Below are 26,437 nucleotides of genomic sequence, written 5' to 3' on the forward strand. Positions count from 1 at the left end.
AATGCGCCGGTCCCAACTCAATGCGTTATTGGCCGCTGTTCACCCGCGAGTGCTGGGCTTGATGGCCTGGGGCGTCATCGCGACCCAGGCGGGCTGCGCGCCCCTCCCCGAGACCGAGCAGGACGACCTGGAGAGCACCACCGCCGCGGTCACCAGCGGCAACATCCTCTTCGTGGGCAACAGCTTCACGCACGGCAATGAAGAGCCCGCCTATTCGTACAACAAGGCCGCCGTCACCGACACGAATGGCTCCGGCCAGGGCGGCATCCCGGGCATCTTCAAGAAGCTGACCGTGCAGGCCGGCTTCACGTTCAACGTGAGCCTGGAGACGGCCAGCGGCCAGACGCTCCGGTGGCACCACACGAACCGGGCCGCCACCATCGGTCAGGCGACGTGGAACACCGTCGTGCTCCAGGAGCAGAGCACGACGCCGCTGCCCACCTCGCGCGGTGGCTCGCCCACGGGCTTCACGGATGCCGTGCGCGACCTGCGCACCCTGGTGCGCGCCGCGAACCCTTCCGCGAACCTGTATCTGTATGAGACGTGGTCGTCGCCCACGTCCGTGGGCGCGCAGGGCTACCCGAGCGGGACCGCGGGGCTCCAGGCGATGCAGACCGACCTGCGCGATGCCTACTTCAAGGCCTATCGGGACCTGGGCTTCACGGGCGTCGCTCGCGTGGGAGATGGCTACATGCGCGCGGTGGACCAGAACCTGGCCGACCCGAATCCCGCGGATGGCATCTCTCCGGGGATGTTCAACCTGTGGAGCGCCCAGGACAGCCGGCACTCCAGCAAGTACGGCAGCTACCTGTCCGCGGCGGTGCTGTTCGCGAAGATCACCCAGGCGGATCCCCGCGGCCTGGCGACGGGCACCGGCAGCGCGGCGGCGGACCTGGGCATCAGCACGGCCGATGCGGCGAACCTCCACCGCATCGCCTATGAAATCACCGCGCTGCCGGATCCGGTCGTCAACGCGCCCACGCGCCTGCGTGTCTCCGGCGCGACCTTCACGGGTTCAGTGGCGGCGGGGACGCCGGCCAACATCACCGGCAACACGCAGCTCGCAGCGCTCACGACGTCGGAGGGCACGTTCACGAACCTCGTGGGCGCGACGGCCAACGGCATCACGAGCACCAACACGCCCAGCGCGCGGGGAACGGTGCCCGCGAACGCCAACGCGGCCTCCACCGGGCTGAGCATCCACGACGGCACGAACAACCTGAACGCCGGCCACTTCCAGTTCGGCGCGGCGTTCACCACGAAGACGCGCTTCTTCATCGTGGACAGCACGCCCACCTCGACGACGCTCGGCGACGAGGCCACCGTCACGCTGATCAACGCGTCCAACCAGGTCGTGGGCAGCTACTCGCTGGCGCTGCTCGCGAGCGACTTCACCAGCTCGGCGGCGGGCAACACGCCCACCGCGCTGGCGACCGTCTCGTACACCAGCGGCGTGGCGAGCCTCACCGGCAACCCGGTGGGCACGGTGCAGTCCAAGCTGGGAGGCGTGTCGTTCTCACTGGCGGACCTGGGCGTGACGGACGTCGCGAGCATCAGCACCGCCACCGGCCTGCGCATCTCCAGCGACACGCTGGACCCGAACGTCGTCGGGCTCTACACGGTCCCCTGACGGCCGCGGCCTTAGATGTCGGTCTGCTGCCGGTCCGTCACCCGGTACTCCTGCCGGTAGGCCTTGCCCCCGCGCTCGAAGGTCTCCACCACGGTGACGCCGTCCTCGGCGAGGAAGAGGCGATAGTTCGTGTCCGCCGTGGGGGTCGTCACTCCGTAGTTTCCGAAGGGAAGCTTGAAGACCACGCGCGGGGGGCGATCCGGACAACAGGCCGTCAACAGCGTGGAGGCCAGGGCACTCGTCAGCATGCCCGCGAGCACGATGCCAAGCCTCCTCATGGCTGCCTCTGGAGGCTGAGGTTCCGGTAGAGCTCTCCCGTGCCTTCCGTCGGCTCGGCTTCGAAGAGCATGGCCCTCGCGAAATCGCCGGTCGCTCCCGCCTCCGGTCGCACGGCCCACATGTTGTAGACGGCGCCAATGGGGCCCGTGCCCTGCGCGGGGATGATGGAGACGCCATCCGCGGTGGCCGACACGAGCCGAACCCGGATGCCGTCGGCTTCATCATTCAGCGGATCACACACCCCACCCTGGAGCTTCGCGCCCGCGAACAGGGGCCAGCCCAGCGCGAGTCCCGCGCAGAAGAGTGCCGTCGAGGCGACCTTGCGATGATGCGAGGAAGAAATTGGCATGGGATGGAGAGCCTGCCCCAACGCTTACGCGAAGCAACAGTGACCCCGGGGACAGGATAGCCTTCGCGCCTCCCTGCTTCAGGAGCCCTCATGAGCCTCGCCTACCTCCGACACAGCACCCTGCACCGGGGCTGCACGCTGAGCTGGTTCGTGGAGGGAGACGGTCCTCCGGTGGTGATGATCCAGGGGGTCGGCGTCGGCGCCACGGGGTGGCGGCCGCAGGTGGAAGGCCTGGCATCCCACTTCCGGTGTCTCTGCCTGGACAACCGGGGCTTCGGATCCAGCCAGCCGCCAGGCGATGCACTCACGGTGGAGATGATGGCCGGCGACGTGCTCGCCTTGATGGACGCGCAGGGCTGGAAGTGCGCGCACGTCATGGGGCACTCGCTGGGCGGGCTGGTGGCGCTGTACCTCGCGCACCACGCACGCGCGCGGGTACGCAGCCTCGCGCTGCTGTGCACGTTCGCGACGGGCGCGGTGCCCACCCGGCTCACGCCGGGCCTGCTGCTCATGGGCCTGCGGACCCAGGTGGGCACGCGGCGCATGCGGCGCCACGCCTTCCTCCGCATGGTGCTGGCGCCCGAGGAACTGGCCCACGCCGACAAGGACGCCCTGGCGGAGCAACTCGCGGAGCTGTTCGACCATGACCTCGCGGACCAGCCTCCCGTGGCGATGCGCCAGTTCCGGGCCATGCGGAGCGCGGACGCCACCCCGTTCCTCCAGGGGCTGGCGGGCCTGCCGACCCTGGTCGTGAGCGCCACGCACGACCCCATCGCGCCCCCCACCGCCGGTCAGGCCCTGGCGGCGGGAATTCCTGGCGCCCGCTTCGTGGAGCTCCCCCATGCCTCGCACGGCGTGCCCCTGCGCTTCCCGGACCGCGTCAACGCGCTCCTGAAGGAGCACCTGGACGCCGCGGAGGGCTCCCGCCAGTCCGCGCGGTGAGGCGTAACGGCGCCGCCTGCCTCCTGGGGGCTCAGGGTGGCACTGCCAGTGCGCATCTGGCCTAAGCTCCCGCCGTCCTCTCCGCCGCACCCCAGCCCCATGAGCCAAGACGCCACGCCCCCTGTCACAGAGAAACACGGTCCGCTCGGACCGCTCGCGCTGTCTCTGTCCGGTGGGGGTTACCGCGCGGCGGCGTTCCACCTGGGGACGCTGCGGTTCCTCGACACCGTGGGACTCCTGTCCGATGTCGTGGGCCTGTCCACGGTGTCCGGTGGCACGCTCACGGGCCTGGCCTGGGTGGTGAGCCAGCTGGACGGCAAGCCGTTCAAGGCGTTTCACGAGGCATTCTCGGCGTACCTGCTTCAGACGAATGTGATTGCGGAGGCCCTGACGGGGCTGACCTCCAACCGCGACCACGGCAGCCATGCCTGGGCCAGCCTCATCCGGTCCGCCGCGGAGGTCTACGCCCGGCCCGACTTCCTGGGCGACCGGCGCTTCGGCGAGGTCCTGGACGCAAGCGGGCTCCAGTTCCAGGAGGCCATCTTCAACACCACCGAGTTCCATACCGGCCTGGACTTCCGCTTCCGGCGCAGCAACAAACCGCTCACCATCCTGGGCAACAACGGCTACCGGATGCCTCGCCCGGTGGCCAGCCACGTCCGGTTGGCGGACATCGCCGCCGCGTCGTCGTGCTTCCCGGGCGGCTTTGAACCGCTGGTGTTCCCGCAGCAGTTCCACTGGCCCCAGGGCTATCCGCTCGCCACCGCGCAGGCGGCGCTGGGCCCGGGCTTCCAGAACGGCCTGCCACTGATGGACGGCGGCATCTACGACAACCAGGGCATCGACAGCCTGTTGCTCGCGTTCAACCGGGCGGATCCGCAGCCCACGCTCGTCATCTCCGACGTCAGCGTCCAGAGCCCGGAGATGTACAACGTTCCGGAGAACCCGACGAAGCGCGGCTGGGTGACGCTGAACGGCGTCTCCTGGTTGGCCTACGGCCTCTTCTTCCTCACCCTGCTCTCCGCCGCCATCCTCGCGTGGCGCGGGTTCGAGACCGCTCAAGCGGGCGACTGGGAGCCTCGGGATTACTTCCTCTACCTCATCCCCGGCGTGCTGACGGCGTCGGTGGCGACGGCGCTGGTCTGGGTGCGTGCGCGGCTGACGGACGTCATCACGCTGGTGAAACGGCAGATGGACCTGGACGTCTGGCCGTCGTTCAAGAAGCTCACCGTGCCGGAGTTCACGCAGATGCTGGTGCTCCGCGCGACGTCGCTGCTGGCGCTGACGACCCAGGTGTTCATGAAGCGGGTACGCGGGCTCGTGTTCGGTCAGGTGTATGGGGACTCGCGGTTCAAGGACCGGCGCATCTCCAACCTCATCTCCGCGCTCACGGTGGACCGGCCCAACCTGTTCGCGAAGCACCCGTGGCTCAAGCCCGGTGCGCACCTGGTGGCCTCGGGCACGCAGGCCTGTCAGATGCCCACCACGCTCTGGTTCAGGGACAAGGCTCAATTCACCGCGGTGGAGAGCGCGGGCGCGGCCACCATCTGCTACGTGCTCCTGCGCCACATCGTGGAGCACCACGCCGGGCAGTACGAAGCGCCGGGCCAGCCGTTGAATGCCCTGTACGAGCGCCTGCGCCAGGAATGGGCAGTGCTCAACCAGGCCGGTGCACCCTCGAAGGAACGACAGGCCATGGCGGCATGACCATGCTCCTTTCCAAGAACGACTTCCTTCCGCGCGCGGAGGCCACGCTCGCCCGACTGGACGGTGCCCTCCGGGATGCGCTCTCCCATCAGGGCACGCCCCTGGTCACGACCCTGGGGAGGGCGTTCCCCAAGGACGCGCCCCTTCAGCCCGCCGCGCTCGCGAAGGCGCTGTGTCCCGGGCCCGTGTCGCATGTCGGCCTGGCCGCAGTGGTGATGCGCGAGTTGCTTGAGCCCGTGGACGCCGTACTGGATGCGTCGCTGTCCAAGGCCACGGTCGTGACGGGCAACGCGAAGGCTCCCGGCTCGCTGCTCGTCACCTGTCCCCTCCTCGTGCTGGGCGACCTGGAGGTCGATGGATTCCTGGACGACTGCGGACCGGATTCCACCATCGTGGTCCTGGGCCGCTGTGTCGCCAAGGGGCTGCGGACGTCGGGGAACTTCCTGGTCCTGGGCGACCTGGTGGTCCGGGACGTCATCCAGGGCGTCTACAACGATGAGAGTCTCATCGTGGCGGGCAACCTGGAGACGCGCTTCCTGGATGAGAATGATCACGAGGTCGCTTGCTACGGAGAACTCCGCACGGAGCATCGCTTCGAGAACGGGCGCTCCGGTGAGGAAGCCGCATCGTGGGCCTCTGCCTTCCTGATGCCCGGCCTCTGGGACATCGACCTCGGCGAAATCGACCACGGCGAAATCTTCGAACGCATCCGGCGGAACGAACCGGTCTTCACCGAAACGAAGAAGCACCCTTGAGGTGAATGGCCTCGGCGGACGCCTCGGGTTTCGCGTGCATCGGTGGATGCCATGAGTAGGATTCTGGCAGCCCCAGCCCGGAGACCCGATGACATCCCCCACCGACACGCAGGACCCGTACGAGCGCATCTACCGCGTCTGCGAACAGGTGCCCTCCGGACAGGTGGCCACCTACGGAGACATCGCCACCATCGTCGGCGGGGCTTGTGATGCGCGCACCGTGGGCCATGCGATGGCGGCGCTGGGGTCGCGAGCGTCGGCCGTGCCGTGGCAGCGCATCATCAACCGCACGGGAGGCATCAGCACCTCCGGCCACCGCCAGCGCGAGCTGCTGGAGGCCGAGGGCGTCGCCTTCGATGACGCGGGCCACGCGCGCATGGACGCGCACCACTGGAAGGGCCCGAGCGAGGCCTGGGCACGCGCCAACGGCTTCAGTGTGCTGCCGCCCAAGGACGCGCCCGCACCCGACGCGCAGCTCAAGCTCTTCTAGGGCTCACGGAGCGTCCGGGCGACCGGATACGAGCGGAAAGCGCTCGCAGGCCCGCCTGCTTTTCAGAGCGGAATAAAGGCGTCAGCCTCAGGTCCTCGCCCACTGCTTGGACCTCCGAAGAATGTCCTCTCCCCTGCTCCGCTGGGGCCTCGCGCTCCTGATTTGTCTGCTGGCACCCGTCGGGTTCGCGAAGGAAGCCAAGGTTCGCAGGGCCAAGGCGAAGGCACCGCGCCTGGTACGGATCCACACCGGCCACCGTCTCCACCGCGACGCGGCGTCCGCCTTCGAGCGCATGGCGGAGGCGGCGCGCACGGCGGGGCAGCCCCTGCTCGTCACGAGCGGGTGGCGTTCGTATCAGCAGCAGCGCTTCCTGTGGCGCCGCTACCGCAAGGGACTGGGGCCCAAGGCCGCGCGGCCGGGCCGCTCCAATCACAACCGCGGGCTCGCGGTGGACCTGGTCGTGGGCAGCGAGGAAGCGTCCCCCACGTATGACTGGCTCGCGGGCAACGCGTGCCGCTTCGGCTTCCGCCGCACCGTGGCGTCGGAGCCGTGGCACTGGGAGTACCGGCCCAAGAGCACCTCGGCGCCCGACGACGGCGAGGACTGCATGGGCCGTCCCCTGGACGTGGAGCCCACGCCCGCCGTGGTCCGCCAGGACGCGAGCTAGGCCGCGTGAGGCGGCAGTTCCACGATGAACTTCGCGCCGTGATCCGGCTCGCTCTCGACGCGGATGCTTCCACCGTGCGCCTCGACGATGCGTCGCGTGATGAAGAGCCCCAAGCCGAGCCCTCCGTAGTTGCGTGAGGAAGCGCGCTCGAAGCGCTCGAAGATGCGTGCCTGGGATTCGAACGGAATGCCCATGCCTTGGTCCTCGACGGTGAGCCGCGCCCTCCCCAAGTGCTTCGCCACCTCCATCCGGATGGGATGACCCGCGCCATACTTCATCGCGTTGGTCAGCAGGTTGAGCATGACCTGCTCCAGCCGCAGCCGATCCCAGCTCCCCCACACCGGCTCCCGGGCCACCAGTTCGAACTCGCAGCCTGCTTTCTGCAGCTGCTCCGCGACGTGGCCTGCCACGTGCCGCGCCACCGCCATCAGGTCCATCTCCTCCAGGTGCAGGTCGATCCGCTTCTCGTTGACGCGGGAGACGTCGAGCAGGTGCTCCGCCAGATGCGACAGCCGCTGGAGCTGGGATTCGAAGACCTCCAGCATCCGCTTCACCCTTTCCGGGGACAGGGGGCGCGCTCCCACGAGCACGGACTCCATCTGCTGCACCCGCAACCGCATGGAGGTCAGCGGGGTCTTCAGCTCATGGGAGGCAATGGACAGGAATTCGTCCCTCGCGCGGATGGACTCCTGCGCCGAGCAATAGAGCTGCGCGTTGTCGATGGAGAAGGCAGCCCGGCGGCCGAGCTCCTCCGTCAAGGCCAGCTCCGCCGGTGAATACGTGCGCCCCGGATCAGGAGAGAGGAGATACAGCACGCCCAGGGTGCGGCCCCGCGCCTGGAGGGGCACGCCGAGCGAAGGCCGGTCGTCGAGCGGCCGCAGGTCCTCCGGCAGCTCGTCGGGATCCCACAGGCCCTGTGACGCTTCGGAGACCTCCGACTCTCCCGTGGCCAGCACCCGGGCTGGACCGTGGAGGGACTCCGGCTCCGGCGGATGGCGTCGCAGGAACTCCCGTACGCTCGCGGCGCGGGCCGGCGAACGGTCCGCCACCGCCACCGGCCGCAGACCCACGCCGTCCGTCCGCACGAAGAAGACACACAGCTCCGCCAGCAGGGGCACGGCCAGCTCGGCGACGCGCTGGAGCGTGGTTTCAGGATCGAGCGAGGCCACCAACTCGCTGCTCGCCTCGGCCAGGAACCGCTGTGACACCTCCATCCGCTTGCGCTCGGTGATGTCGGTGGCGACTCCACAGAGCGCGTAGGCAACCCCATTGGCGTCGAGGAGCGGGAACTTCTGCGTGAGGTGGACGTGGATCCCATCGTCGTGCGGGAGCCGCTCCTCCCGTTGCACGGGGACCCGGCTCTGGAAGATGTCCCGGTTGGCCTGGTGCAGCGTCTCCGCGATGTCCCGGGGAAAGACATCGAAGACCGTCCTGCCGGCGACCTGTTGCCGGGTGCGGTGGAAGAGCCGCTCCCACTCGCGGTTCACGAAGAGGAAGCGCTCCTGCGTATCCAGGAGGAAGAACACGGTCGGCGCGTTGTCCAGGATGGCGCGCAGCCGCTGCTCGCTCTCCTGCAACGCCTCCTCCGTTCGCTTCCGCTCGGTCACGTCGTTCAGCACCGCGAGCGAACGGACCATCTTGCCGGAGGTGTCCCGCTCCACGATGGCGGACAGCAGGACGTCGATGAGCTGCCCGCCCTTCTTCACGAGCTGGTACGGCACGTCCTTGCACACCCCTGTCTTGTAATACTCGGGCAGGACGACCTCGCGGGCGTACCGCCGGGACTCCGGCGTGAGGAACTCCACCGATTCGCGCCCGAGCACCTCCGCGCGCGCGTAGCCCAGCGTGCTCAACCAGTAATCGCTGACGCTGATGAGCCGCCCGCGTGGATCAATGGATTGCATCATCACGGGCGTGGTGTTGTAGAGCGACCGGTACTTCTCTTCGCCCTCGCGCGCCGCGTCCTCGGCCCGCTTGAAGTCGGTGACGTCGCTGATGACGGAGGCGCCACCGCGCACCTGGCCGGCTCCGTCGCGAACCGGACTGGAGCTGACGTGCAGCCAGGTCCCCGCCGGCCTTGAGGCATTGCGCAGGAAGACCTCCGCGCGGCTGACGGTCTCCCCCCGGAGCGCCCGGCTCATGGGCAGGCGCTCGGACGGATAGAGCGTGACCTGGTCCGGCAGGTAGAGCCCGAAATGCGCCGGCCAGCGGCTGACCGGCTCGTCGGTGGGCCCCATGCCCAGGATGTGTTCCCCCTTCGGGTTGATGAACACGAGGTGCTGGTGCTCATCCGCCACCAGCAGCCCCTCGCCCATGCTGGCGAGCACGGCGTCGAGGAGGCTGCTGTACTCCGGTGGCGGGCCACGTGGAGACGGATGCGCTGGGCTGTCGTGCAGGCGGGCCATGGGACGCGTGGAAGGGACGGACTCTTCCCCCTTCAACGATGGGGGCTCGCCCGCCCATGTGCCAGACGCCGCCCGCCCGGCGTTACTGGAGGGCTTCCAGCAGGGCCGCCTGGAGCGCCTTCCGGTTCTCGGGGAAGCGCTGGTTGGGATAGGGCCGCGCTCCGCTCAGGAGGGTTTCATACTGCTTGTACATGGGGTCGGAGCGTGCGGGCTCCTGCTGATAGAAGGCGCGGTTGGCCTGGAGCAGGTAGCGAGGCCGGGTGCCCTGGGGGCCGTCTTCACTGAAGGCGATGAGGCTGCGCGTCTCGGGGTCCTGCATGAACGACGTGAAGGCCCGGGCATCCTCCGCGCACGTCCCCGTGCAGTTCGCGTTGAGCACCAGCGCATCCACGAAGACCGCCGGCGCCGAGCCCGCGCCCAACGGGACCGAGATGACCTCCGGGAGCGGCATGGAGGGCTGTGACTGGAGGATGTAGAACAGGCGCTCGGTGTAGCCCATGAAGCCGTTGGCCTGCTCCTGGGCGAAGGCCACTTCCGCCACCGTGTTGTCCGCGTAGCTGCCATCCAGGCACGGATTGACGCCCGCTTCGAGCGAGCAGCTGTCGACGACGTCCGCGAACGCGTTCAGGGTCGGTGAGTCGAGCGGCAGCGAGATGGCGCTCGCGAGCGCATCCCCCGGATGCGTGTCCGCCCAGGCATCGATGTACGAGGAAGGCAGCGTCCAGCTCCCATCGAGGTTCGTCGCCAACGGGCGCTTGCCGGGCGCCGCCTCGCGAAGGATTCGCACGAGCGAGGCGCTGTCCGTCGCGGACCGGATGTTCGTGGTCCGCGAATAGACGACGTTGGTGCACAGGTAGGTAGGCACGCCGTAGTTCGCACTACCAATGCGGACCGCCTCCTCCGCCGCGGAATGCACGACGCCCGCCTCCAGCGCGACCGGCTGGATCCACTTCTTCTCCGCGAGCGAGCCGAGGATCAGCGTGTCCACCTCCACCACCTGGGCGGCCCCGGTCCCCGTGCCGAGCAACTGGTTCAGCGTCCCGCCTTCATCCAGGTCATAGACATCCAGGTTGGCGTCGAAGACGACGTCCAGGTCGATGTCCGGATGGGCCGCTTCGAAGTCGGACTCCAGCCGCTGCTCCAGGCTGGCGAAGCTGTCCCCCGCGGAGTCGGGGATGTATGGGAACAGGACCGCCTTCAGCGGACGCCTGGGAGTGGGGTCGGGATCGGATGATTCCGAGCAGGCGCTCAGGACCAGGACGGCGGGGCAGACAAAGACTCTCCAACGCATTGCGGGCGACCTCACAGCTGCACGGTGAAGGACGTGTGAAAAACGTCCTTGGGATCGGTGTATTTTTTGATTTTCCGCAGCCATTCGTAATCGGCCTTGGAGTCGTAGTAGAGGCTTTGGACCTGGCTCCGGCTCATGTCGAGTTGCTGGCTGTTCGTGTTCGCGTCTTCGAAAGTGCCCCAGCTCATGCGCACGTCCTCGCCTCCGCTAAACTCCTTCAGCAAGGACTTCATCTCGGCTTGGAGTTTCTCGGCGTCGGCCTCGTGTCCGGACTTGTAGAACACGTCGAAGACGAGCTGTACGAGGGCATCGCGCCGCTGCATGTGCGTCACCTTCTTCTGCCCATTCGCGCTGAATTCGCCGCCGCCGACGACCGTCTGGACCACCACTTTCAGGCCATCGTGCTCGTAGGTCGCGTTGACAAGGTCAACGAAGCGGTCACGGAAAGCGTCCGAAAACGGCTTCATTGTGATGTGGAGCGACTTCTTATACGGCAAGTCGAACTCACGGCCGCTCGCGGGAAGACCAAACACACCGATCTCGCGGACGCCGGTATCGGCGATGGTCGAGAGCCTGGCTGGACCATTGATCGGGCGGGCAATGGGGGCACACGCGGCGCCCTCCTCGATCGCCTCCACAACGGCCTTGATTTCCCCCAGACCCGCCTTGTCTCTACACATGACTTCCACGAGCAGCACGGCTGGTCGCAGTTGGTTGAAGTCGCCTGAAACGACGCTGAGAAAGAGGTCGATTCCCAGCGGCAGCGTGCCTTCCGCCTGTCGCTCCGCCCACCGCTGGAGTTGACCCATCGCGGCGCGGAAGCCATCCCTACCAGACGGGTACAGGTATGTATAAGAGTAACCTTCCGAATTGGGGTACTTGTCGTCGGGCACCAGATCGAAGGTGATCTCCGTCAAGACTCCCCAGCTGCCCGGGCCGCCGCCGAGGACGGCTCTGAACACGTCGCTGTCTGTCGGCGTACCCGTGCCACCTCCGGATTGAGGCCGGGTGAACTCACGCTCTACGTATACGTCGGCTCCGGGCGACCCCGGATCGCGCGTCACCATCTTGAATGAGCGAACCCAATCCAAGGTTGCGCCGAGACTGCGAAGCTGGTGGCCGATACCACCCGTCTGTACGTGCCCCCCGAGCCTTACGAGTGGGCACTCGCCATGAGGTATCGCGACGCCCTTCTCCAGCAGCTTCTTTGACAAGTCTTTCAGCGCCACCCCCGGCCCCACCGTGACCTGGGTCGGCGTGCCCGTGGACGGCAAGAACTCGACATCCACAAAGAGCGTCATGTCCAGGAGCAGGGTGTCTTTGCCGCCCGACGAAAGGCCGCAGTATTGGTGCCCGCCAGACCTGGCCACGACCTTGAGGTTGTTCATCGCGGCGAACGCAACGGCCGTCGTCACATCCATGGCGTTCTCCGCCATTGCGACGAACCGCGGGGTCATGCGCGCGTCCACGACCTGCGACGAGTATGACGAGACAGCGTACTGATGGATTGCCTCAAGATAGCTGGCGCCGTCCGACTTATCGAACACCTCACCTTCAAAGCCAGGAATCTTGTCGCTTCCAGCCCGGTTGCTGGAGACCAGGTCGAAGCCAGGCGTAGATGAGAGCGCAGGCAAGACCTTGACGCCGCGCAGCGCAACCCTGGTGGAGGCGCGCCGAACCAACGCTCGTTTATTGACCGCGGCCGTGGGCGAAACCTTGTCGGCGGGGATGGCCGCGGCCATGCGCCGCCGCGCCTCTTGAGCGACCTTTTTCTCAGCCTTCGCGTCGGAAATCTGCGCGCGGGCGACCACGTCACTGCCCGGCGCGAGCTGAAGCTCGGCCCAAGCTCGGATACCGGGTGCACGCTCGCGACCGGTGCGGGCGCTAACGCCGATAGCGAAGTCCACGGCATCAAGAAATTTTTGCCGGAACCTGGCGAATGGCCGCGGCACGGGGTTGCTGCCAAACCGCCTCAGCGTTTCGTCCTGTGCCGCGGCGTTCGGGCCCGTCGCAACCCAGGCGGCGATGCTGGAGCCAGGACTCGTCACCCGATTGGAATCGAGGACGGTAAGCTTTGCACGACTCAAGGCAGCTTGAACGACCGCTTCGGTTGCCTCGCTGTCGGCGGCGTCGTGCCCCGTGGCGCGGACGACGATGAGACTCATCGAATACGCGGCCGACGTCACGCGGACGCTCAGGTCGACGTGCTCAGGGACAGAGGATTCGCCGCCGAAGAGCGCGTCACACAAAGCCGCGAAGCCCTTTGGCGCATAGGACGTCATCCAGGCCTGCGTCCAGCGGGCGGATTCATCCGTTTTCGAGGCTGCGGCGTCAAAAACAAGCTTCGTGATGACCGCGCGGCGACGGCCGGCCAGAAGATCGCGAAGCGATTTGTTGTGGAACGTCTTGGTGACGCCTGCGCCGGGGCCTTCGGTCGGGATGACCTCGGCCTCCACGACAGCGCCGCGGAGCGGGAGGAGTCCGGCTCCGCTGCGAAGAAACGGTGACGAGTCCATGCTGAGAACGGCCGACACAATGCTCTGTGTCGGGTTGTCATCGAGCGGAAGGAAGAGGTCCTTGTTGATCAGCTTCCTGGCGACATCGCCCGTTGTCGCCGCGGCCCCGACGGTGACCCGCTGTTCACCGACGTCGACGTTTCGGAATGCCTCCATGCTGACGATCGCGGCAGCCTCCTTGCTCTCAGGAGTGCCCACCTTGCTCACATCAGAGGCCGATAGGCTGTGGCCGCTTCGAATGAACACGCGCCGGTTGGCGGCTTGTGCCAGGCGCAGTGCCTTCTCAACGTCGTCAGTCGACTCAGGAACAAGGACCGTGGGCTTGTCGTAGAACTCTGCTTGAGCTTCGTGCGAGGACGTGATGCGTCCTTTGAAGGACGATTGGAGCGCGCGGGCATTCTTCAGGGAAAGTTTCGCCATGGTGGTGCTCTTTCGAGAATCCGGTCACGTTAGGCATCAACACCCGACTCCATGCGTTCCTACCGCGCGAGGAACGCGCGCATCTCGGAGACGACCCCCGCATGTCGCGGAAGCCAGAGGTAGTGCCCCGCGCCCTGGAGCGTCACGAGCTTCCAGTTTGGCAGGCTCTTGAGCAGGGCGTCCTGGGCGGCCTCGTGCTGGCTCAGCTCCGGAAGGAACGCGCGCGCCCGCTCGCGCAGGTCGGCGGGGACGTTCTCCGCCTGGGACAGAAACGCCACCCACCCCGCGAAGGCCTGGCCGTCGGAGAGGGCCAGCACCGGGCCCCGCAGCTTCGCGTAGTCCGGCAAGGCCGCGCCCCGGATGCACTGCTCCGTGGCCTCCGGCAAGCGGTGGTAGCGCAGGTACGCGCCCGTGCCAGCGTCGAACTCATACGCTTGATCAATCTCGTGCGGCGGGAACGGTCCGCCCAGGTCGCGCGCCAGCAGCGCTGTCACCGCCTCACGTGACGGCTGCCCGTCGAGCACGGTGAACGGCAGCGGCGGCAACGGGCCCGGCTTCAGGAACTCGGCGATCTCTCCCTTGTTGTCCGTGGCGTCCAGGAAGATGAGCGCCTCCACGCGCTCTGGATGATTCAGCCCCATCCAGTTCAGCTCATCCCCCGCGAGCGAGTGCCCCACGAGCGTCGCCTTCGCGAGCCCCAGGCCCTCCATCGCGGCCAGCACGTCGTGCCCCAACGTCGCGCTGTCGTAGCCGGTGGCCGGCCAGCTCGACGCGCCGAAGCCGCGCCGGGTGAAGGCATAGACGTGGTGCGTGGCGATGAACTCCGGCGCCAGCACGTCGAAGACATGGGCCGTGCTGCCCAGGCCCGGCAGGAACACCAGCGCCGGACCCTTGCCGCCGTAGTCGAGCACCTCCAGCTCGACCTCCGGGGCCACCCGCACCCGGCTCACCTGGTGCAGTGGATCCGCCGTGCCGCCGGGCGGCGGTGACGGCGTGGTCGCACAGGCGGAAAGCAACAGCACCCACGACAGACGAAGCCAGGACGTTCGCATGGGTGGAAACCTTTGCATGCCCCACCGCGACAACGGAACGGGCTCAAGGTCGCAAATCAGGCCTGGCTAGACTTCAGCGTAATTTTCCAACCCTCGCTGAATCCCCCCTTGGAGACAGATGATTCGCTCGAACTGGATGACGTGGTCCCCTGCCCTGCTCGTGTCCGCGGGCCTGATGCTGGCCGCTTGCGGCGGCCCGGAGCTGGAAGCCCCTGGGATGGACGTGTCTGCCATTGGCACGGTGGAGGGCGAAGCGAACTCGCCCATCTACGACCGGGCGCGCGCGTACGCCGCCGCCAATCCCAAGCGCGACGGTGGTTCGTGGAACCAGTGGTGCGGTTCGCTGATGGTCCGCTTCGGGCAGCTTCCGGACTCCGCCGTGCGCCCCACCGCCATCGAGGCCTACCGCGCTTCGCGCATCGTCTCCACGGACGCGTCCAAGGCGCTGACCGGGGCCTTCCACTGGTGGGACATCGGCTCCGCGGGCCACGTGGGCGCGGACCTGAACGGCGGCGGCGGCACGGTGTTCATGGCCACGTACAACCTCTCCCAGTCGTGGGGGGATGCGATTGGCGTCAACAGCGTCTCCGGCTACTCGTCGAAGACGGGCGCGCGATACCTGGGCTGGTCCATGGACTACGCGGGCGGGAAGATCGCCGGCGGCGGCCAGTCTCCGGGCGGCGGTTCGAGCAGCCTGCCGCAGACGACCACCGAGTTCGACGGCATCCCGGGTGAAATCTATTACAAGCGCATCCAGACGGTGGGCAGGCGCGACTACGGCTACACGGGCCCCATCGACGGCGTAACGGGGCCGAACACGGAGAAGATCCGCGTGCGCATCACCGCGCGCGAACTGAACCGGCGCGGCGGCCCTCGCACCTCCTCCGAGGACGATGGCATCCCCGGCTCCATCTACTGGACCCGCGTGCAGACGGTGGGCCGGTCCTTTGGCTACACCGGCCCCATTGACGGCCTCCCCGGCGCGAACACGTACAAGGCCGAGCACATGATCTGCGCGTACGCCGTGAACCGCGCGTTCTGATGTCGCCCGGTGCCCCACGGCGCGGTGCGTGATCCGCGCCGTGGAAAGCCTTGCCCCCTCTTCTCCCCGGTCGCCATTCGCGGCGGCCTCGGGGTAGCCTGCGGGCCTCTCCACGGAAGAGGGGGCCCATGAGAGTCGTGTCGTCCGTCCTGGAATCCGTCACCGTTCACGCCGAGGGCGCGCTGTGCACGCGCGCATTCGTGCTCTCGCCCGAGGACGGTCGCCTGCCCGGCCAGGTCCGCATCGACGGCCTGCCACTGTCCCTGCGCACGGGTTCGCTGCGCGCCCGGGTGGTGGAGGGGCCGTCGGACCTCCTCGTCCGCGACCTCAAGCCCACGTTCGACGTGCGGATGCCGCCGGAGTCGGCGCTGCCCGCGGAGCAGCACGCGCTCGAAGCGGCGGAGGCCATCCTGGCGGCCGTGCATGGCCGGCTGGAGCGGGTTCGCGCGGAGATCTCGGCGCTGCGCGGGCTGACGCCCACCTGGCCGGCCCCGCGCAAGGGCCACCTCCCACGCGAGGCGCCGCTGTCCTCGATGCTGTCCCTCACCGGCTTCGTGGACTCGGAGCTGGCGGAGTTGCAGGCCCAGGAGCTGGACCTGGCGCGCCAGCACCGCGACGCCACGAACGAGCTGGAGCTGCGCCGCCGCCGCGTCCAGGAGCTGTCCTCCGCGAAGAGCGTGGACCGGACCCGGCTGTTCCGCGCGGCGCTGCTGACGCTGTCCGGCCCCATCGCCGCGAACGCGGACGCGCGGCTGGTGCTGGAGTACGCGGTGGCCGGTGCGCGCTGGGTGCCCACCTACGATCTGCGCCTGCCGCGCACGCTGGAGGAAGGCACGCTGCGCATGCGCGCCGCCGTCGTCCAGCGGACCGGCGAGGACTGGAGCGGTGTGCGGCTAGCGGTCTCCACCGCGAGCCTGGAGCGGCGCGCGGAGGTGCCGGAGCTGAAGTCGCTGCGCATCGGCCGCAGCCAGCCTGCCCCCGCGCGCTCGGGGTGGCGTGAACCCGCGCCGGGCCTGGAGGAGCTGTTCGCGGGCTACGACGCCCTGCACGTCGCCCGCCCGGAGCCGGTCCTTCCCAAGCCTCAGCCTCCGCCCGCGCCGATCATGAGTGAAGGCGCCTACGAGCAGGAGAAGCTCTACAAGGAGTCGGCCTCGTTCGGAGGCGCGCCAGGAGCAGCGCCCAGCATGTCCGCGCCTCCTCCGCCAGCGCCCATGGCGCCGGCACCGAAGTCCTCGGGGGCTTTTCTGGGAGCGGTTCGTCCCTCGGCGTCCCGCCGCAACGTCACCGGCGCCATCCCGGCACAGGAAATGCCCGGGGCCCGCGGCGGTGGCGGCAGCGACCGCATGCGCAGCAAGAAGCGCGCGGTCGAGGAGGACGACCTCGATGGCGCCCCGATGGCGGACATGTCGATGGACGAAGAAGAGGGTGGCGCCGACGATGAGCTCCGGAGCGCGGCCGGCCTGGAGCCGGCGGACCGTCTGTTCGACTACGACTCGCTGACGCTGGCCTCCGCGGCCTCCCAGGCGCAGCGCGGCCGGTTGCGTCCCCGCTCCGCGCTCGTCTCCCAGGCGATGCTGTCCATCACGTCGGTGAACGTGCAGGTGGAGGTGGTGCGCCTGGAGGCCCAGGCCTTCGTCATCGCCGAGTCCGTGAACAGCGTGGCGCCCCCCACCTGGGCCGTGCCGCCGCACGACTCCGCCCGCCACTTCGATGCGCGCTTCGACTCGGACGCCGTCGCGGACGTGCCGTCCGATGGCGCGTGGCACACCGTGCCGATGCTGACGGTGCCCCTGGTGCTCAAGGCCGAATACGTGTGCGTGCCCTCCGTGGAGCCGCGGGTCTTCCGCACGGTGCGCATGGACAACGCCTCGCCGCATCCGCTGCTCGCGGGGCCTGTGGACGTGACGCTCGGCGACGAGTTCCTGATGACGTCGCCCATGCCCACGCTGGGGCCGGGCGAGACGCAGCGGCTGGGCCTGGGCGTGGAGGAAGCGCTCCAGGTGGCGCGCAACACCCGCTTCGACGAGGCCACGGGCGGCATGTTCGGCAACAGCACGGTGCTCACGCACCACGTCTCCGTGGAGGTGGCCAACCACCTCTCGCGCGCCGCGAACATCGCCATCTCCGAGCGGATCAGCGCGGTCCCCGAATCCCAGAAGGACATCAAGGTGGAGGAGGCGGAGGTGGCACCGCCCTGGCAGAAGGCCTCGCCGCTGCCGGGTGAAGAGGCGGTGGAGGGCGAGCGGGTGTGGCGCGTGAGCGTCCCCGCTGGAGAGAAGCGTTCGATGAAGGCGTCGTGGGTCGTGAAGCTGCCCGCCAGCAAGATGCTGAACGGCGGGAACCGGAGGACGTGATGCGCACTTCCATTCTGTTGCCCCTGATCAAGGTGACGGTCCTGGAGGACCGGGCGCTCGTCGAGCGCAGCGGCACGGTGACGCTGCCGCCGGGTCCCTGCCGTCTCGTGGTGGACGGGCTGCCGGCGGTGGCGGTGGACCGCTCGCTCCAGGCGAAGCTCACCGGCGGCATGGTGACCCAGGCCAGCCTGCGCCGTTCCATGCGCGCGGTGCTGCCCGAAGCCCTGCGCGAGCACCACTCGGAGTTGGCCCGCCGCGCCTTCGAACGCGAGCAGGTGCTGGCGCGCGCCCAGGCGGAGGTGCGGCGCCTGGAGGCGAAGCACGGCCTGCTGGAGACCGCGCGCCGGGACATCCTCCGTTCCATCTCCGAGCGCACCGGAGCCGGTGAAGCGGATCCTGCGCGATGGAAGGAACAGCTCGCGACGGTCCGCCAGGAGCAGACCGCGACCGACGATCAACTGCGGCAGGCCCGCCGTGAGCTGGGGCGCCTGGAGCGGCAGCACATCCAGGAGTCCCGCGACGTGCTGTCCCGCACGGAGATGCCGGAGCCCAGGCTGGACGTGCGCGCAGAGCTGGACGTGAGCCACGCAGCGGGCGGTGAAGCGACGTTGACGCTCAGCTACCTGGTGCCGTGCGCCGCGTGGCGGCCGGCCTACCGCGCGGTGTTGGGTCTCGCGGATGAGGCGTCCTCGGTGAAGTTGGAGTGCGAAGCCGTGGTCTGGCAGAACACCGGCGAGGCGTGGAAGGACGTGACGCTGGCCTTCTCCACGGCGCGGCCCACGCTGGGCGCCACGCCGCCCCGGCTCACGGAGGACTGGCTCTTCCTGCGGGAGAAGACGTCGCGCGAGAAGCAGGTGGTGGACGTCTCCATGCGCGAGGAGTCCCTCCAGGAGACGGGCGAAGCGGGAGCGACGAAGGCGGCGGACGCGCTGCCCGGCATGGACGACGGCGGCGAAGCGGTGACGCTGTCCGCGCCGCACAAGGCCACGGTGCCGTCGGACGGCGAGGCGCACCGCGTGGCGCTGTTCGCGTTCACGTCGCCGGCCACGTCGGAGCTGGTGGCCTGCCCGGAGCAGTCACCGCTGGTGCACCGCGTGGCGAAGTTCGACAACACGGGGCCGGCGGTGCTGCTCGCGGGGCCGGTGGACCTGGTGCGCAACAGCGGCTACGTGGGCCGCGCGCAGCTGAAGTTCGCGGGCCGGGGCGAGCGCGTGAAGCTGGGCTTCGGCAGCGAGGACTCGTTGCGGGTGTCGCGGCAGGTGGACGTGGGCGAGGAGGTCGCTCGCATCACCGGCCGGCGCACCCGCACGCAGAAGGTGAAGCTGTTCATCTCCAACATGGGCGCGAAGCCCACGGCGCTCGCGGTGGAGGAGCGCATGCCGGTTTCGGAGGTGGAGGCCGTGGAGGTGGCGCTGCTCAAGGACGCCGCGAAGCCCGCGCCCACGAAGGTGAGTGCCGAGGGCATCGTGCGCTTCGAGCTGAACGTGCCAGCGCGCTCCCGGCAGACGGTGGACTTCGGCTTCACGGTGGCCCGCGCCGCGAAGGTCGCGGGCCTGTAGGGAATCACCACGCCATGCCCTTCGCGACGAAGTCCGGCCGCCGCATCCACTACGAGGTCCAGGGCCACGGCCCTCCCCTGCTGCTCCTGCACGGCCTGCTCCAGTTGGGCTCGCACTGGTCGCTCAAGGGATACATGCCCGCGCTGACGGATGCGTACACGGTGGTGACGTTCGACTCGCTGGGGCATGGCCAGAGCGACACGCCGCACGACCTGGAGGCCTACGCGCTGAAGCATCGCGTGGAGGACGCGCTGTCGGTGCTCGACACGCTCTCCATCGACCGGGCCCACGCGTGGGGCTACTCGATGGGCGGCTGGACGGTGTGTGGCCTGGCGTCCTTCGCGTCGGAGCGGCTGGCGTCCTACGTGGTGGGCGGCTGGGATCCGGTGGTGGGCCTGCCCGTGGCCTACGCGGCCATGGAGAAGCAGCTCAAGCCCGGCACGAGCGTCGACTGGTTCCAGGTGCTCCTGCTGGGAGCACGGCGCGCGCCGGAGCTGGCGGAGGCCATCGACGCGGGAGACCTGGACGCGCTCCGGCTGTGCATGAAGGCCTGTGAGACCTCGGCGGGCCTGGATGAGGCACTGGAGCAATCCGGCAAGCCGGGGCTGCTGTACTGCGGCGTGACGGACCCGTACCACGACTCCATGAAGGCCGTAGCGGAGCGGGCCGGCGCGGCGTTCGCGACCATCGAGCACGCCGACCACGGCGGCGCCTGGGCGAAGGCGCCCAAGGTGCTGCCGCACGTCCTGCCGTTCCTCGCCTCCGTCACACGGCCCTGATCAATTCGCGGACTGGATGGCGATGACGCGGACATCGACGTCCTTGCACCCGGCGTCCTTGCAGATGCCGTTGAGCCACGCTTCGCCCTGGCCGAACATCACGCCGTCGGCGTTGACGAAGAGGTCCGCGTAGCGCTGCCGGGTGATGACGTTGGCGATGGCCGGCGTGACGATGACGTCGTAGTGCCTCACGAACGCCGCGGCGTCGGGCAGCTTCACCTTCCTGCCGCCCACGTTCGCGGTGAAGGGATACGCCACCAGGGCCGCGACCGCCTTCGCGTCGTGCGCGGCCACCGCCTTCTGGAACGCCGCGAAGGCCTGTTCGTACTTCGCGGGTTCTCCGAGGACGCTCTGGATGCGGGCGTTGACGTCTCCGGCCCCTGTATCCGGCGTCCCGGTGACGACATTGGGAGCGGCTGGCGGCGTAGGAGGTCGTGCGTCAGCCACCGGTGTTTCAGCACGTTGACAGGGAGCCGCTGACACAAGAACAAGGGCGGCAAGCCGCGTGGGCTTCGTCTGCATGAGTTCCCCCCGCCAGGGCAGGCTGCTCTCTCTCCTGGCAAAGACAAACTCTATAGAGCCCGATACGTCTCAGCTCACGCCTTGGACCAGCGTCCATAGCTGGCGTCTCGCGGCCGACTGCGGGACTCGCCGGAATAGTGCATCACGGACAAAGCGCGCGGCTCCATTCTCCCACTGGGCCACACGTCCCACCTGATGTGAGCGCACGACCAGCGCGTTGGCACGTTTCACCCGACGGGACTCATACAGACGCAGTGCGCCCTCCACACTGCCCGGCGCCGCGAGACATTCCCCCAGCACCACGCCGTCCTCGATGGCCTGACAGCCGCCCTGCCCCAGGTTCGGAGTCATGGGATGCGCGGCGTCACCCAACAGCGTCACCCTGCCCCGGCTCCAGCGAGACACCGGCGGACGGTCGTGGATGTCCGTGCGCAGGACGCGCTCGGGTGGCGTCGCCGCGAGCAGCTTCGCGATGGGCGCGTGCCATCCGGCGAAGCGCTCCTGGAGGACGGCGAGCGTCTGACCCGGCGCATCCTCCGCCCCCGCGGGCGCGTTCAGCGTGGTGTACCAGTACACCTCGCCATGGCCGATGGGCACGATGCCGAAGCGGGCCCCGGGTCCCCACGTCTCGGTGAACTGCCCCGCCTCCACGAGGTCCGCACCCGGGCAGACACCGCGCCAACTGGTGTAGCCGGAGTAACGCGTGGGCTGCGCGCCCAGCAGGCCGGTCCGCACGGCGGAGCGCAGTCCATCCGCGCCCACCAGGACGTCGCCGGTGACGGTCTCGCCAGTGGACAGCGTCACCGTGACGCGGGCGCCGTCGTCCTGGAAGCCCGTCACGCTGACACCCAGCCGCACGGCCTCCTCCGGGCCCGCGTGGGCGCGAAGGACCGCCTGGAGGCGCGCGCGGTGCATGGCCACCATCGGGATATCCAATTCCTCCTGGAGCGAGCGCACATCGATGGCAGTGATACGAGCGCCCGTCGAATCGAGGATGAGTGTCCGCTCGGCTCGCTCGCCCTCCGCGACCACCGCGTCACACAAGCCGATGCGGCGCAGGGCGACCGCGGCGTTCATCTGCACGATGATGCCCGCACCCACCGGGCGCAGCGCGTCGGCGCGTTCGAACACCGTGGCGCGAAGGCCCGCGCGCTGGAGGGCACAGGCCAGCGTGAGGCCTCCAATGCCTGCTCCGGCGATGAGGACGTGGCGGGTGGATGCGGACGTCATGGCGGCCTCCGGTCATGCCGGCGCCGCGGTCAACCGAACCAGCGGCCGGCGTCAGGAGCAAAGACTCGCACGCGTTCGAGCAGCGACGCCGGCAGACGGGCCTGGAGCGTCGCGTGGACCTGCGCGGGGCTGTAAGCCTGACTGAAGTGCATCAGGACCAGGGCCTCGTTCTGAAAGCGGTCCGCCATGGAGGCGATCTCCTCCAGGTGGATGTGGGCCCGCTCCTGCGCGTCGCGCACGGTGCGCTCCGCGTCGATGAACGTGCATTCGAGGATGAGCACGCGGCTGTCGAACAACGACGGCTGGCGCTCCAGCACGTTGGAGAGGGTATCCGTGCAGTAGGCCAGCTCCAGCCGCTCGACTTCATCGAACAGCGGCTCACCGGCCTGGCGACGGCGGCCAATCTCCGCCGGAGGCAGCTCGCGGAACTCGGGCTTGAGCTTCGCGACGCGGCGCAGGAACTGGTAGCCCAGCGACGGCACGGGATGGTGCGTGCGAAAGGCACGGACCCACACGTCCTGCTGCACCTTCACGGTGTCACCGGGGCGCAGGGGAACGGTGCGGACCTCCGACTTCATCCGGTGCAGGCGCCCCAGGGCGGCGAGCGCCTCCTGCACGGGCGCTTCAATCTCCGCCGGCAGATAGACGAACGGCGGCCCCTTGCCCACGAGCGCGCGGATGCCCAGCAGCGAGCCCAGCGCGCTCGCATGGTCCGCATGCCCGTGGCTGAGGAAGATGCGGTCCGTGGTGGCGAAGGAGCGGATGGGGATGCCCGCGTCGAGCAGCACCCCCAGCTCCGGCACCAGGAGCGACGTGTACACGCCACCCACGGACACGCCGCGCACGGTATAGGGTCCCGCCTGCACCTCGGTCAGCATGCGCGGAAGCCTACGCCGATCAGTTCTTCGCGCGCTCGTACTGGTGCGGCCACATCACATCCGCACGCAGCTCCTTCGCGGCGCGCAGCGGCCAGTACGGATCCCTCAACAGCTCGCGCGCCAGGAAGACGACGTCCGCCTGGCCCGTGGCCAGGATGTGCTCGGCCTGGAACGCGGAGCGGATCATCCCCACCGCGCCCGTGAGCAAGCCTGTCTCCTTGCGCACCTGCTCCGAAAGCTGCGTCTGGTAGCCCGGCCCCACCGGAATCTTCGCGTACGGCACCACGCCGCCGGACGAGCAATCCATCAGGTCCACGCCCTCCTTCGCCACCAGCCGCGCCAGCGCCACGGAGTCCTCCGGCGTCCAGCCGCCCTCCACCCAGTCCGTGGAGGAGATGCGCATGAAGAGCGGCAGCGACTCCGGCCACTTCGACCGCACGGCGCGCGTCACCTCCAGCGCGAAGCGCGTCCGGTTCTCGAACGTGCCGCCGTACTTGTCCGTCCGCTTGTTCGACAGCGGCGACAGGAACTCGTGCAGCAGGTATCCGTGCGCCGCGTGCAGCTCGATGACCTGGAACCCCGCGGCCTTCGCCCGCACCGCCGCGTCCGCGAACGCCTTCACGATGCGCTGGATGCCCGCCTCGTCCAGCGCGGTGGGCACCGGGTAGCCCTCGTCGAACGCCTCCGTCGTGGGGCCCAGCACCTGCCAACCGCCATGCTCCGGATCCACGCGCTTGCCCGCGTCCCACGGACGGGGCGTGGAGGCCTTGCGGCCCGCGTGTGCCAACTGCACGCCGGACGCGGCGCCGTTCTGGTGCATGAAGCGGTTGATGCGCGCCAGTTGCTCCACGTGCGCGTCCTTCCACAGCCCCAGGTCCTGCGGCGAGATGCGGCCCTCCGGCTCCACCGCCGTGGCCTCCGTCACCACCAGCCCCGCGCCCCCCACCGCGCGGCTGCCCAGGTGCACCACGTGCCACTCGTTCGCGAAGCCGTCTTCGCTCGAGTACTGGCACATGGGCGAGACGACCACGCGGTTGCGCAGGGTGATGTCCCGCAGCTTCAAGGGGGAGAACAGCTTGCTGCTCATGTCGGGTCCTTTCGGGGAAGCGAAGGGGTCTGCTCTGGCAGCCCCAGCGCCGTGCGCACCTGGGCCGTGCTCTTGCCCAGCCAGTGCCGTCGCTGGTTCTCCTGCGTCGTGAGGCTGCGCGTCTCCATGCGGTCCACGTAGAGCGTGCCGTCCAGGTGATCCAGCTCGTGTTGGATGATGCGCGCGTACCAGCCGCGCGCGGACACCGACACCGGCCGCCCGTTCTCATCCAGCGCCTCCACCCGCACGCCACGCGCCCGGGCCACCAGCGCCGCGAAGCCGTTCACGCTCAGACAGCCCTCGTGGAACTCCATCGGCGTGGGGTCCTCCACCACGAGCTTGGGGTTGATCAGCACGTGGAAGGCCACCGGCGAGCGCTCCCGCAGCGCCAGGTCCGCGGGCGCCGCGCCAGCCTGGTACTCGGCGCGGTCCTCGATGACCACCAGCCGCAGGCCCACGCCCACCTGGGGTGCCGCGAGCCCCACGCCGGGCGCGTCCCGCATCGTGTCGCGCATCAGCTGGATGAGCTGCCGCGTGGCTTCGCTGCCGATTTCTTCCGGGGTCAGCTCCCGCGCGCGCTGGCGCAGCACCGGTTCCCCCGCCTGGACGATCTTGAGCACCATGGTGGCCCCACCGTAACAACCGCTCTCCCGCCGCGCCGCAACGCCGTGGGGCCGGCATGGGCCCGGCCGCCCGGCTCCTCACGAAGCGGGCGGCCCCTGGCGTGGAGGGGTACCACTGACGGTAGGCTGTGTCGCACCATGGCTCGCCGCAAGAAGGCCGACGAAACCACCGCGCGCGTGCGCAACCTGCTCGCCCTCGACGCCGCCGGCATCATGCGCCGGCTGGCCGCACGCAAGGAGGACATGTTCCTCCTCTTCTCCCGCCTGCGCAGCCGCGACCCGCTGGTGGAGACGGTGGCCTCGCGCTACGCGGACGGCGCCTTCGCCCAGCTCATCCACCTGACCGAACAGGAGCAGGCGGTGGTGGACCACTTCTACGGGCGCCTGGACGAGCTGCGCTGGTACTTCACCTACACCGAGGACATGCCCGGCACCGCGCACCAGACGTTCAACTCGCTGCACCGCCGCCTGGAGGAGAGCTACCGCCTCTTCGTGGACACCCTGGGGCTGCCCGTCCAACCTGACGGTGTACGCGTGGTGAACGCGGAGGCCGTGCGCCAGGAAGCCACGGCCTCGGAGGCCACGCCCGTGGCGCTCGCCCCGCTGCCCCGCCGCCGTCGCGCTCCGCCCGCCTGACGCTCAGGCCGCGGAGGCCTCCGCGCGAGCGTCCGCGGCAGACATCCCGGGCGCCGCGGCCTTCACCAGCCGCTTCATGGACGCCTTGCCCACGACGACGTCCACCATCTTCCGCGCGCGCGTCCAGACGCTCTCCTGCACGTACGGGATGCCGTACTTCTCGCAGAGGGCGCGCACGTGCGGCTGCGCCTCGCGGTACTTCAGCATCGGCAGGTCCGGCCAGAGGTGGTGCTCAATCTGGTAGTTCAGCCACAGGTGCGCGAAGTCGTTGAGGTCGCCGCCCGTGCGGTAGTTCGCGCTGCCCACCACCTGCTGCACCATGCGCTCCGCCTTGTTCGCGGGCGCGGAGTCGAAGCGGTACAGGTCCTCGCCGGTGTGGTTGGGGCCCACCACGAAGAACGTGTGCAGGTTGGTGACGACGTCCGCCAGCACGGAGTTGCAGAACACGCTGAACGCCGCCCACGGCCCCACCACCAGGAACGCCGCCGGATACAGCCCGAAGAAGACGGTCGCGTACGGCAGGTAGCAGCGCGTGAAGAGCTCCCACAGCTCCGCGCGCGTCAGCGCCCCACCCTCGCGGCGGCCCTTGCGGCGCAGCGAGCCCAGCGTCTCCGGCGCGTAGTAGCTCGCGCGCCAGGTGACGGCCAGCAGCGCCAGCTGCACGTAGCGCAGGGCCAGCGGCCGGCCGGTGTCACGCAGCGAGCCCTCCGCGTTGCGCTCCAGGAGATCCGGATCCGCGTCCTCGCCGGTGTGCGAGTGGTGCAGCACGTTGTGCTCGAAGACCCACGCCTCCGGCAGCATCCAGTCCAGCCAGTCCACGAACCGGCGGTTCCCCTTCGCGAAGCCCTTGCTGGTGCGCGACGCGGGCATGCCCGGCACGCGGTCATAGCCCCGGTGCCCCACGTGGTGCATGAGCAGCCAGCGCGTGGAGCGGCCCAGGCCCAGCGCCACCGCGGAGAGTGGATTGGGAGCAATCCACGCCGTGGCCATGCCCAGCACTGAAGCCACCTTCCCCCACCGCTCCATCTTCCGCAGGTGCGCCTTGTCCGCTTCACCCAGGTTCGCGTCCAGCTGGGCGCGCAGCGCCTTCAGCTCCGCGTAGAAGCCCTCCACGTCCACGGAGGCCAGGTCGAAGTCAGGGGGGGCGCGGGACATGCGAAGGGACTCCTCGAGAGCGGGACGGGGACCACGGCCGATGCGGGCCGCACCGTAGCCTCCGCCAGC

The 26,437-nt window shown here is 69.0% G+C and carries 23 protein-coding genes; 11 read left to right on the top strand and 12 right to left on the bottom strand.

Features of this window, described 5'->3' with window-relative positions; translation table 11 throughout:
- Position 1: 1 nt before the first annotated feature.
- Positions 2-1,630 (top strand): cell division protein FtsK, encoded by a 1,629-nt coding sequence (locus D7Y15_RS00930; RefSeq protein ID WP_121751413.1) that lies wholly within the window; start codon positions 2-4, stop codon positions 1,628-1,630.
- Between the two features lie 11 nt (positions 1,631-1,641).
- On the opposite strand, the gene D7Y15_RS00935 is transcribed toward D7Y15_RS00930, so the two are convergent.
- Both D7Y15_RS00935 and D7Y15_RS00940 read right to left on the bottom strand, forming a co-directional pair.
- The gene (locus tag D7Y15_RS00935) at positions 1,642-1,908 is read right to left on the bottom strand and encodes a hypothetical protein (RefSeq protein ID WP_148712668.1); all 267 of its coding nucleotides are present in this window, start codon (positions 1,906-1,908) and stop codon (positions 1,642-1,644) included.
- Positions 1,905-2,258 (bottom strand): hypothetical protein, encoded by a 354-nt coding sequence (locus D7Y15_RS00940; protein WP_121751415.1) that lies wholly within the window; start codon positions 2,256-2,258, stop codon positions 1,905-1,907. Before D7Y15_RS00940 ends, D7Y15_RS00935 begins: the two co-directional genes overlap by 4 nt.
- A 90-nt stretch (positions 2,259-2,348) precedes the next feature.
- Between D7Y15_RS00940 and D7Y15_RS00945 the strand changes: the two genes are divergently transcribed.
- The 5 genes from D7Y15_RS00945 (at position 2,349) to D7Y15_RS00965 (ending at position 6,819) form a co-directional block, all read left to right on the top strand.
- Positions 2,349-3,200: an alpha/beta fold hydrolase gene (locus D7Y15_RS00945; protein ID WP_121751416.1), complete on the top strand. Its 852-nt coding sequence runs from the start codon at positions 2,349-2,351 to the stop codon at positions 3,198-3,200.
- 99 nt (positions 3,201-3,299) lie between these two features.
- Positions 3,300-4,907 carry a patatin-like phospholipase family protein gene (locus D7Y15_RS00950; RefSeq protein ID WP_233604793.1) on the top strand — a complete coding sequence of 536 codons (1,608 nt, stop codon included), beginning with the start codon at positions 3,300-3,302 and terminating at the stop codon, positions 4,905-4,907.
- Entirely contained in the window at positions 4,904-5,662 is a 759-nt protein-coding gene (locus D7Y15_RS00955) for a hypothetical protein (protein WP_126934283.1), read from the top strand. The genes D7Y15_RS00950 and D7Y15_RS00955 overlap by 4 nt, the downstream gene beginning before the upstream one ends.
- Positions 5,663-5,750: 88 nt before the next feature.
- Positions 5,751-6,152, top strand: coding sequence for an MGMT family protein (locus D7Y15_RS00960; RefSeq protein ID WP_121751418.1), 402 nt, complete (start codon positions 5,751-5,753; stop codon positions 6,150-6,152).
- 121 nt (positions 6,153-6,273) lie between these two features.
- Complete coding sequence (locus D7Y15_RS00965) at positions 6,274-6,819, top strand: D-alanyl-D-alanine carboxypeptidase family protein (protein WP_120574252.1); 546 nt, start codon at positions 6,274-6,276, stop codon at positions 6,817-6,819.
- Here D7Y15_RS00965 and D7Y15_RS00970 read toward each other — a convergent pair.
- The 4 genes from D7Y15_RS00970 to D7Y15_RS00985 form a co-directional block, all read right to left on the bottom strand.
- Positions 6,816-9,224: a PAS domain S-box protein gene (locus D7Y15_RS00970; protein WP_121751419.1), complete on the bottom strand. Its 2,409-nt coding sequence runs from the start codon at positions 9,222-9,224 to the stop codon at positions 6,816-6,818. The genes D7Y15_RS00965 and D7Y15_RS00970 overlap by 4 nt on opposite strands.
- A gap of 82 nt (positions 9,225-9,306) precedes the next feature.
- The gene (locus D7Y15_RS00975) at positions 9,307-10,515 is read right to left on the bottom strand and encodes an extracellular solute-binding protein (RefSeq protein ID WP_121751420.1); all 1,209 of its coding nucleotides are present in this window, start codon (positions 10,513-10,515) and stop codon (positions 9,307-9,309) included.
- Positions 10,516-10,526: 11 nt separating this feature from the next.
- Positions 10,527-13,451 carry an FAD-binding protein gene (locus D7Y15_RS00980; RefSeq protein ID WP_121751421.1) on the bottom strand — a complete coding sequence of 975 codons (2,925 nt, stop codon included), beginning with the start codon at positions 13,449-13,451 and terminating at the stop codon, positions 10,527-10,529.
- 59 nt (positions 13,452-13,510) lie between these two features.
- Complete coding sequence (locus tag D7Y15_RS00985) at positions 13,511-14,503, bottom strand: alpha/beta fold hydrolase (RefSeq protein WP_121751422.1); 993 nt, start codon at positions 14,501-14,503, stop codon at positions 13,511-13,513.
- A 118-nt stretch (positions 14,504-14,621) separates the two neighbouring features.
- Here D7Y15_RS00985 and D7Y15_RS00990 point away from each other — a divergent pair, with 118 nt between their 5' ends.
- The 4 genes from D7Y15_RS00990 (at position 14,622) to D7Y15_RS01005 (ending at position 20,237) form a co-directional block, all read left to right on the top strand.
- Positions 14,622-15,545: a hypothetical protein gene (locus D7Y15_RS00990; protein ID WP_233604794.1), complete on the top strand. Its 924-nt coding sequence runs from the start codon at positions 14,622-14,624 to the stop codon at positions 15,543-15,545.
- 128 nt (positions 15,546-15,673) lie between these two features.
- Complete coding sequence (locus tag D7Y15_RS00995; protein WP_121751423.1) at positions 15,674-17,899, top strand: DUF4139 domain-containing protein; 2,226 nt, start codon at positions 15,674-15,676, stop codon at positions 17,897-17,899.
- Positions 17,899-19,458, top strand: coding sequence for a mucoidy inhibitor MuiA family protein (locus tag D7Y15_RS01000; RefSeq protein WP_121751424.1), 1,560 nt, complete (start codon positions 17,899-17,901; stop codon positions 19,456-19,458). Before D7Y15_RS00995 ends, D7Y15_RS01000 begins: the two co-directional genes overlap by 1 nt.
- A 14-nt stretch (positions 19,459-19,472) precedes the next feature.
- Positions 19,473-20,237, top strand: coding sequence for an alpha/beta fold hydrolase (locus D7Y15_RS01005; protein WP_120574259.1), 765 nt, complete (start codon positions 19,473-19,475; stop codon positions 20,235-20,237).
- Here D7Y15_RS01005 and D7Y15_RS01010 read toward each other — a convergent pair whose 3' ends face one another.
- The 5 genes from D7Y15_RS01010 to def form a co-directional block, all read right to left on the bottom strand.
- Entirely contained in the window at positions 20,238-20,684 is a 447-nt protein-coding gene (locus tag D7Y15_RS01010) for a hypothetical protein (protein WP_120574260.1), read from the bottom strand.
- A 144-nt stretch (positions 20,685-20,828) separates the two neighbouring features.
- Positions 20,829-21,989: an FAD-dependent monooxygenase gene (locus tag D7Y15_RS01015; protein WP_120574261.1), complete on the bottom strand. Its 1,161-nt coding sequence runs from the start codon at positions 21,987-21,989 to the stop codon at positions 20,829-20,831.
- Positions 21,990-22,018: 29 nt separating this feature from the next.
- Positions 22,019-22,867: an MBL fold metallo-hydrolase gene (locus D7Y15_RS01020; protein ID WP_120574262.1), complete on the bottom strand. Its 849-nt coding sequence runs from the start codon at positions 22,865-22,867 to the stop codon at positions 22,019-22,021.
- A gap of 19 nt (positions 22,868-22,886) precedes the next feature.
- Positions 22,887-23,954 carry an NADH:flavin oxidoreductase/NADH oxidase gene (locus D7Y15_RS01025; RefSeq protein ID WP_121751425.1) on the bottom strand — a complete coding sequence of 356 codons (1,068 nt, stop codon included), beginning with the start codon at positions 23,952-23,954 and terminating at the stop codon, positions 22,887-22,889.
- Positions 23,951-24,577, bottom strand: a complete 627-nt coding sequence (gene def / locus D7Y15_RS01030; RefSeq protein ID WP_120574264.1) for a peptide deformylase — start codon at positions 24,575-24,577, stop codon at positions 23,951-23,953. The genes D7Y15_RS01025 and def overlap by 4 nt, the downstream gene beginning before the upstream one ends.
- A gap of 138 nt (positions 24,578-24,715) precedes the next feature.
- On the opposite strand from def, the gene D7Y15_RS01035 reads away from it, so the two are divergent.
- A complete protein-coding gene (locus D7Y15_RS01035; protein WP_120574265.1) occupies positions 24,716-25,213 on the top strand; it encodes a hypothetical protein in 498 nt (165 codons plus the stop codon).
- 3 nt (positions 25,214-25,216) lie between these two features.
- On the opposite strand, the gene D7Y15_RS01040 is transcribed toward D7Y15_RS01035, so the two are convergent.
- Positions 25,217-26,368, bottom strand: coding sequence for a fatty acid desaturase (locus D7Y15_RS01040; RefSeq protein WP_121751426.1), 1,152 nt, complete (start codon positions 26,366-26,368; stop codon positions 25,217-25,219).
- Positions 26,369-26,437: the final 69 nt, after the last annotated feature.

This window comes from Corallococcus sp. AB030, assembly GCF_003668965.1.
In the GTDB taxonomy this organism is placed as follows: Bacteria; Myxococcota; Myxococcia; order Myxococcales; family Myxococcaceae; genus Corallococcus; species Corallococcus exiguus.

Excerpts from the sequence above, each read along its gene's own strand:
- D7Y15_RS00930 (WP_121751413.1), top strand. The coding sequence starts at position 2 with ATGCGCCGGTCCCAACTCAATGCGTTATTGGCCGCTGTTCACCCGCGA.
- D7Y15_RS00935 (WP_148712668.1), bottom strand. The coding sequence starts at position 1,908 with ATGAGGAGGCTTGGCATCGTGCTCGCGGGCATGCTGACGAGTGCCCTG.
- D7Y15_RS00940 (WP_121751415.1), bottom strand. The coding sequence starts at position 2,258 with ATGCCAATTTCTTCCTCGCATCATCGCAAGGTCGCCTCGACGGCACTC.
- D7Y15_RS00945 (WP_121751416.1), top strand. The coding sequence starts at position 2,349 with ATGAGCCTCGCCTACCTCCGACACAGCACCCTGCACCGGGGCTGCACG.
- D7Y15_RS00950 (WP_233604793.1), top strand. The coding sequence starts at position 3,300 with ATGAGCCAAGACGCCACGCCCCCTGTCACAGAGAAACACGGTCCGCTC.
- D7Y15_RS00955 (WP_126934283.1), top strand. The coding sequence starts at position 4,904 with ATGACCATGCTCCTTTCCAAGAACGACTTCCTTCCGCGCGCGGAGGCC.
- D7Y15_RS00960 (WP_121751418.1), top strand. The coding sequence starts at position 5,751 with ATGACATCCCCCACCGACACGCAGGACCCGTACGAGCGCATCTACCGC.
- D7Y15_RS00965 (WP_120574252.1), top strand. The coding sequence starts at position 6,274 with ATGTCCTCTCCCCTGCTCCGCTGGGGCCTCGCGCTCCTGATTTGTCTG.
- D7Y15_RS00970 (WP_121751419.1), bottom strand. The coding sequence starts at position 9,224 with ATGGCCCGCCTGCACGACAGCCCAGCGCATCCGTCTCCACGTGGCCCG.
- D7Y15_RS00975 (WP_121751420.1), bottom strand. The coding sequence starts at position 10,515 with ATGCGTTGGAGAGTCTTTGTCTGCCCCGCCGTCCTGGTCCTGAGCGCC.
- D7Y15_RS00980 (WP_121751421.1), bottom strand. The coding sequence starts at position 13,451 with ATGGCGAAACTTTCCCTGAAGAATGCCCGCGCGCTCCAATCGTCCTTC.
- D7Y15_RS00985 (WP_121751422.1), bottom strand. The coding sequence starts at position 14,503 with ATGCGAACGTCCTGGCTTCGTCTGTCGTGGGTGCTGTTGCTTTCCGCC.
- D7Y15_RS00990 (WP_233604794.1), top strand. The coding sequence starts at position 14,622 with ATGATTCGCTCGAACTGGATGACGTGGTCCCCTGCCCTGCTCGTGTCC.
- D7Y15_RS00995 (WP_121751423.1), top strand. The coding sequence starts at position 15,674 with ATGAGAGTCGTGTCGTCCGTCCTGGAATCCGTCACCGTTCACGCCGAG.
- D7Y15_RS01000 (WP_121751424.1), top strand. The coding sequence starts at position 17,899 with ATGCGCACTTCCATTCTGTTGCCCCTGATCAAGGTGACGGTCCTGGAG.
- D7Y15_RS01005 (WP_120574259.1), top strand. The coding sequence starts at position 19,473 with ATGCCCTTCGCGACGAAGTCCGGCCGCCGCATCCACTACGAGGTCCAG.
- D7Y15_RS01015 (WP_120574261.1), bottom strand. The coding sequence starts at position 21,989 with ATGACGTCCGCATCCACCCGCCACGTCCTCATCGCCGGAGCAGGCATT.
- D7Y15_RS01020 (WP_120574262.1), bottom strand. The coding sequence starts at position 22,867 with ATGCTGACCGAGGTGCAGGCGGGACCCTATACCGTGCGCGGCGTGTCC.
- D7Y15_RS01025 (WP_121751425.1), bottom strand. The coding sequence starts at position 23,954 with ATGAGCAGCAAGCTGTTCTCCCCCTTGAAGCTGCGGGACATCACCCTG.
- def (WP_120574264.1), bottom strand. The coding sequence starts at position 24,577 with ATGGTGCTCAAGATCGTCCAGGCGGGGGAACCGGTGCTGCGCCAGCGC.
- D7Y15_RS01035 (WP_120574265.1), top strand. The coding sequence starts at position 24,716 with ATGGCTCGCCGCAAGAAGGCCGACGAAACCACCGCGCGCGTGCGCAAC.
- D7Y15_RS01040 (WP_121751426.1), bottom strand. The coding sequence starts at position 26,368 with ATGTCCCGCGCCCCCCCTGACTTCGACCTGGCCTCCGTGGACGTGGAG.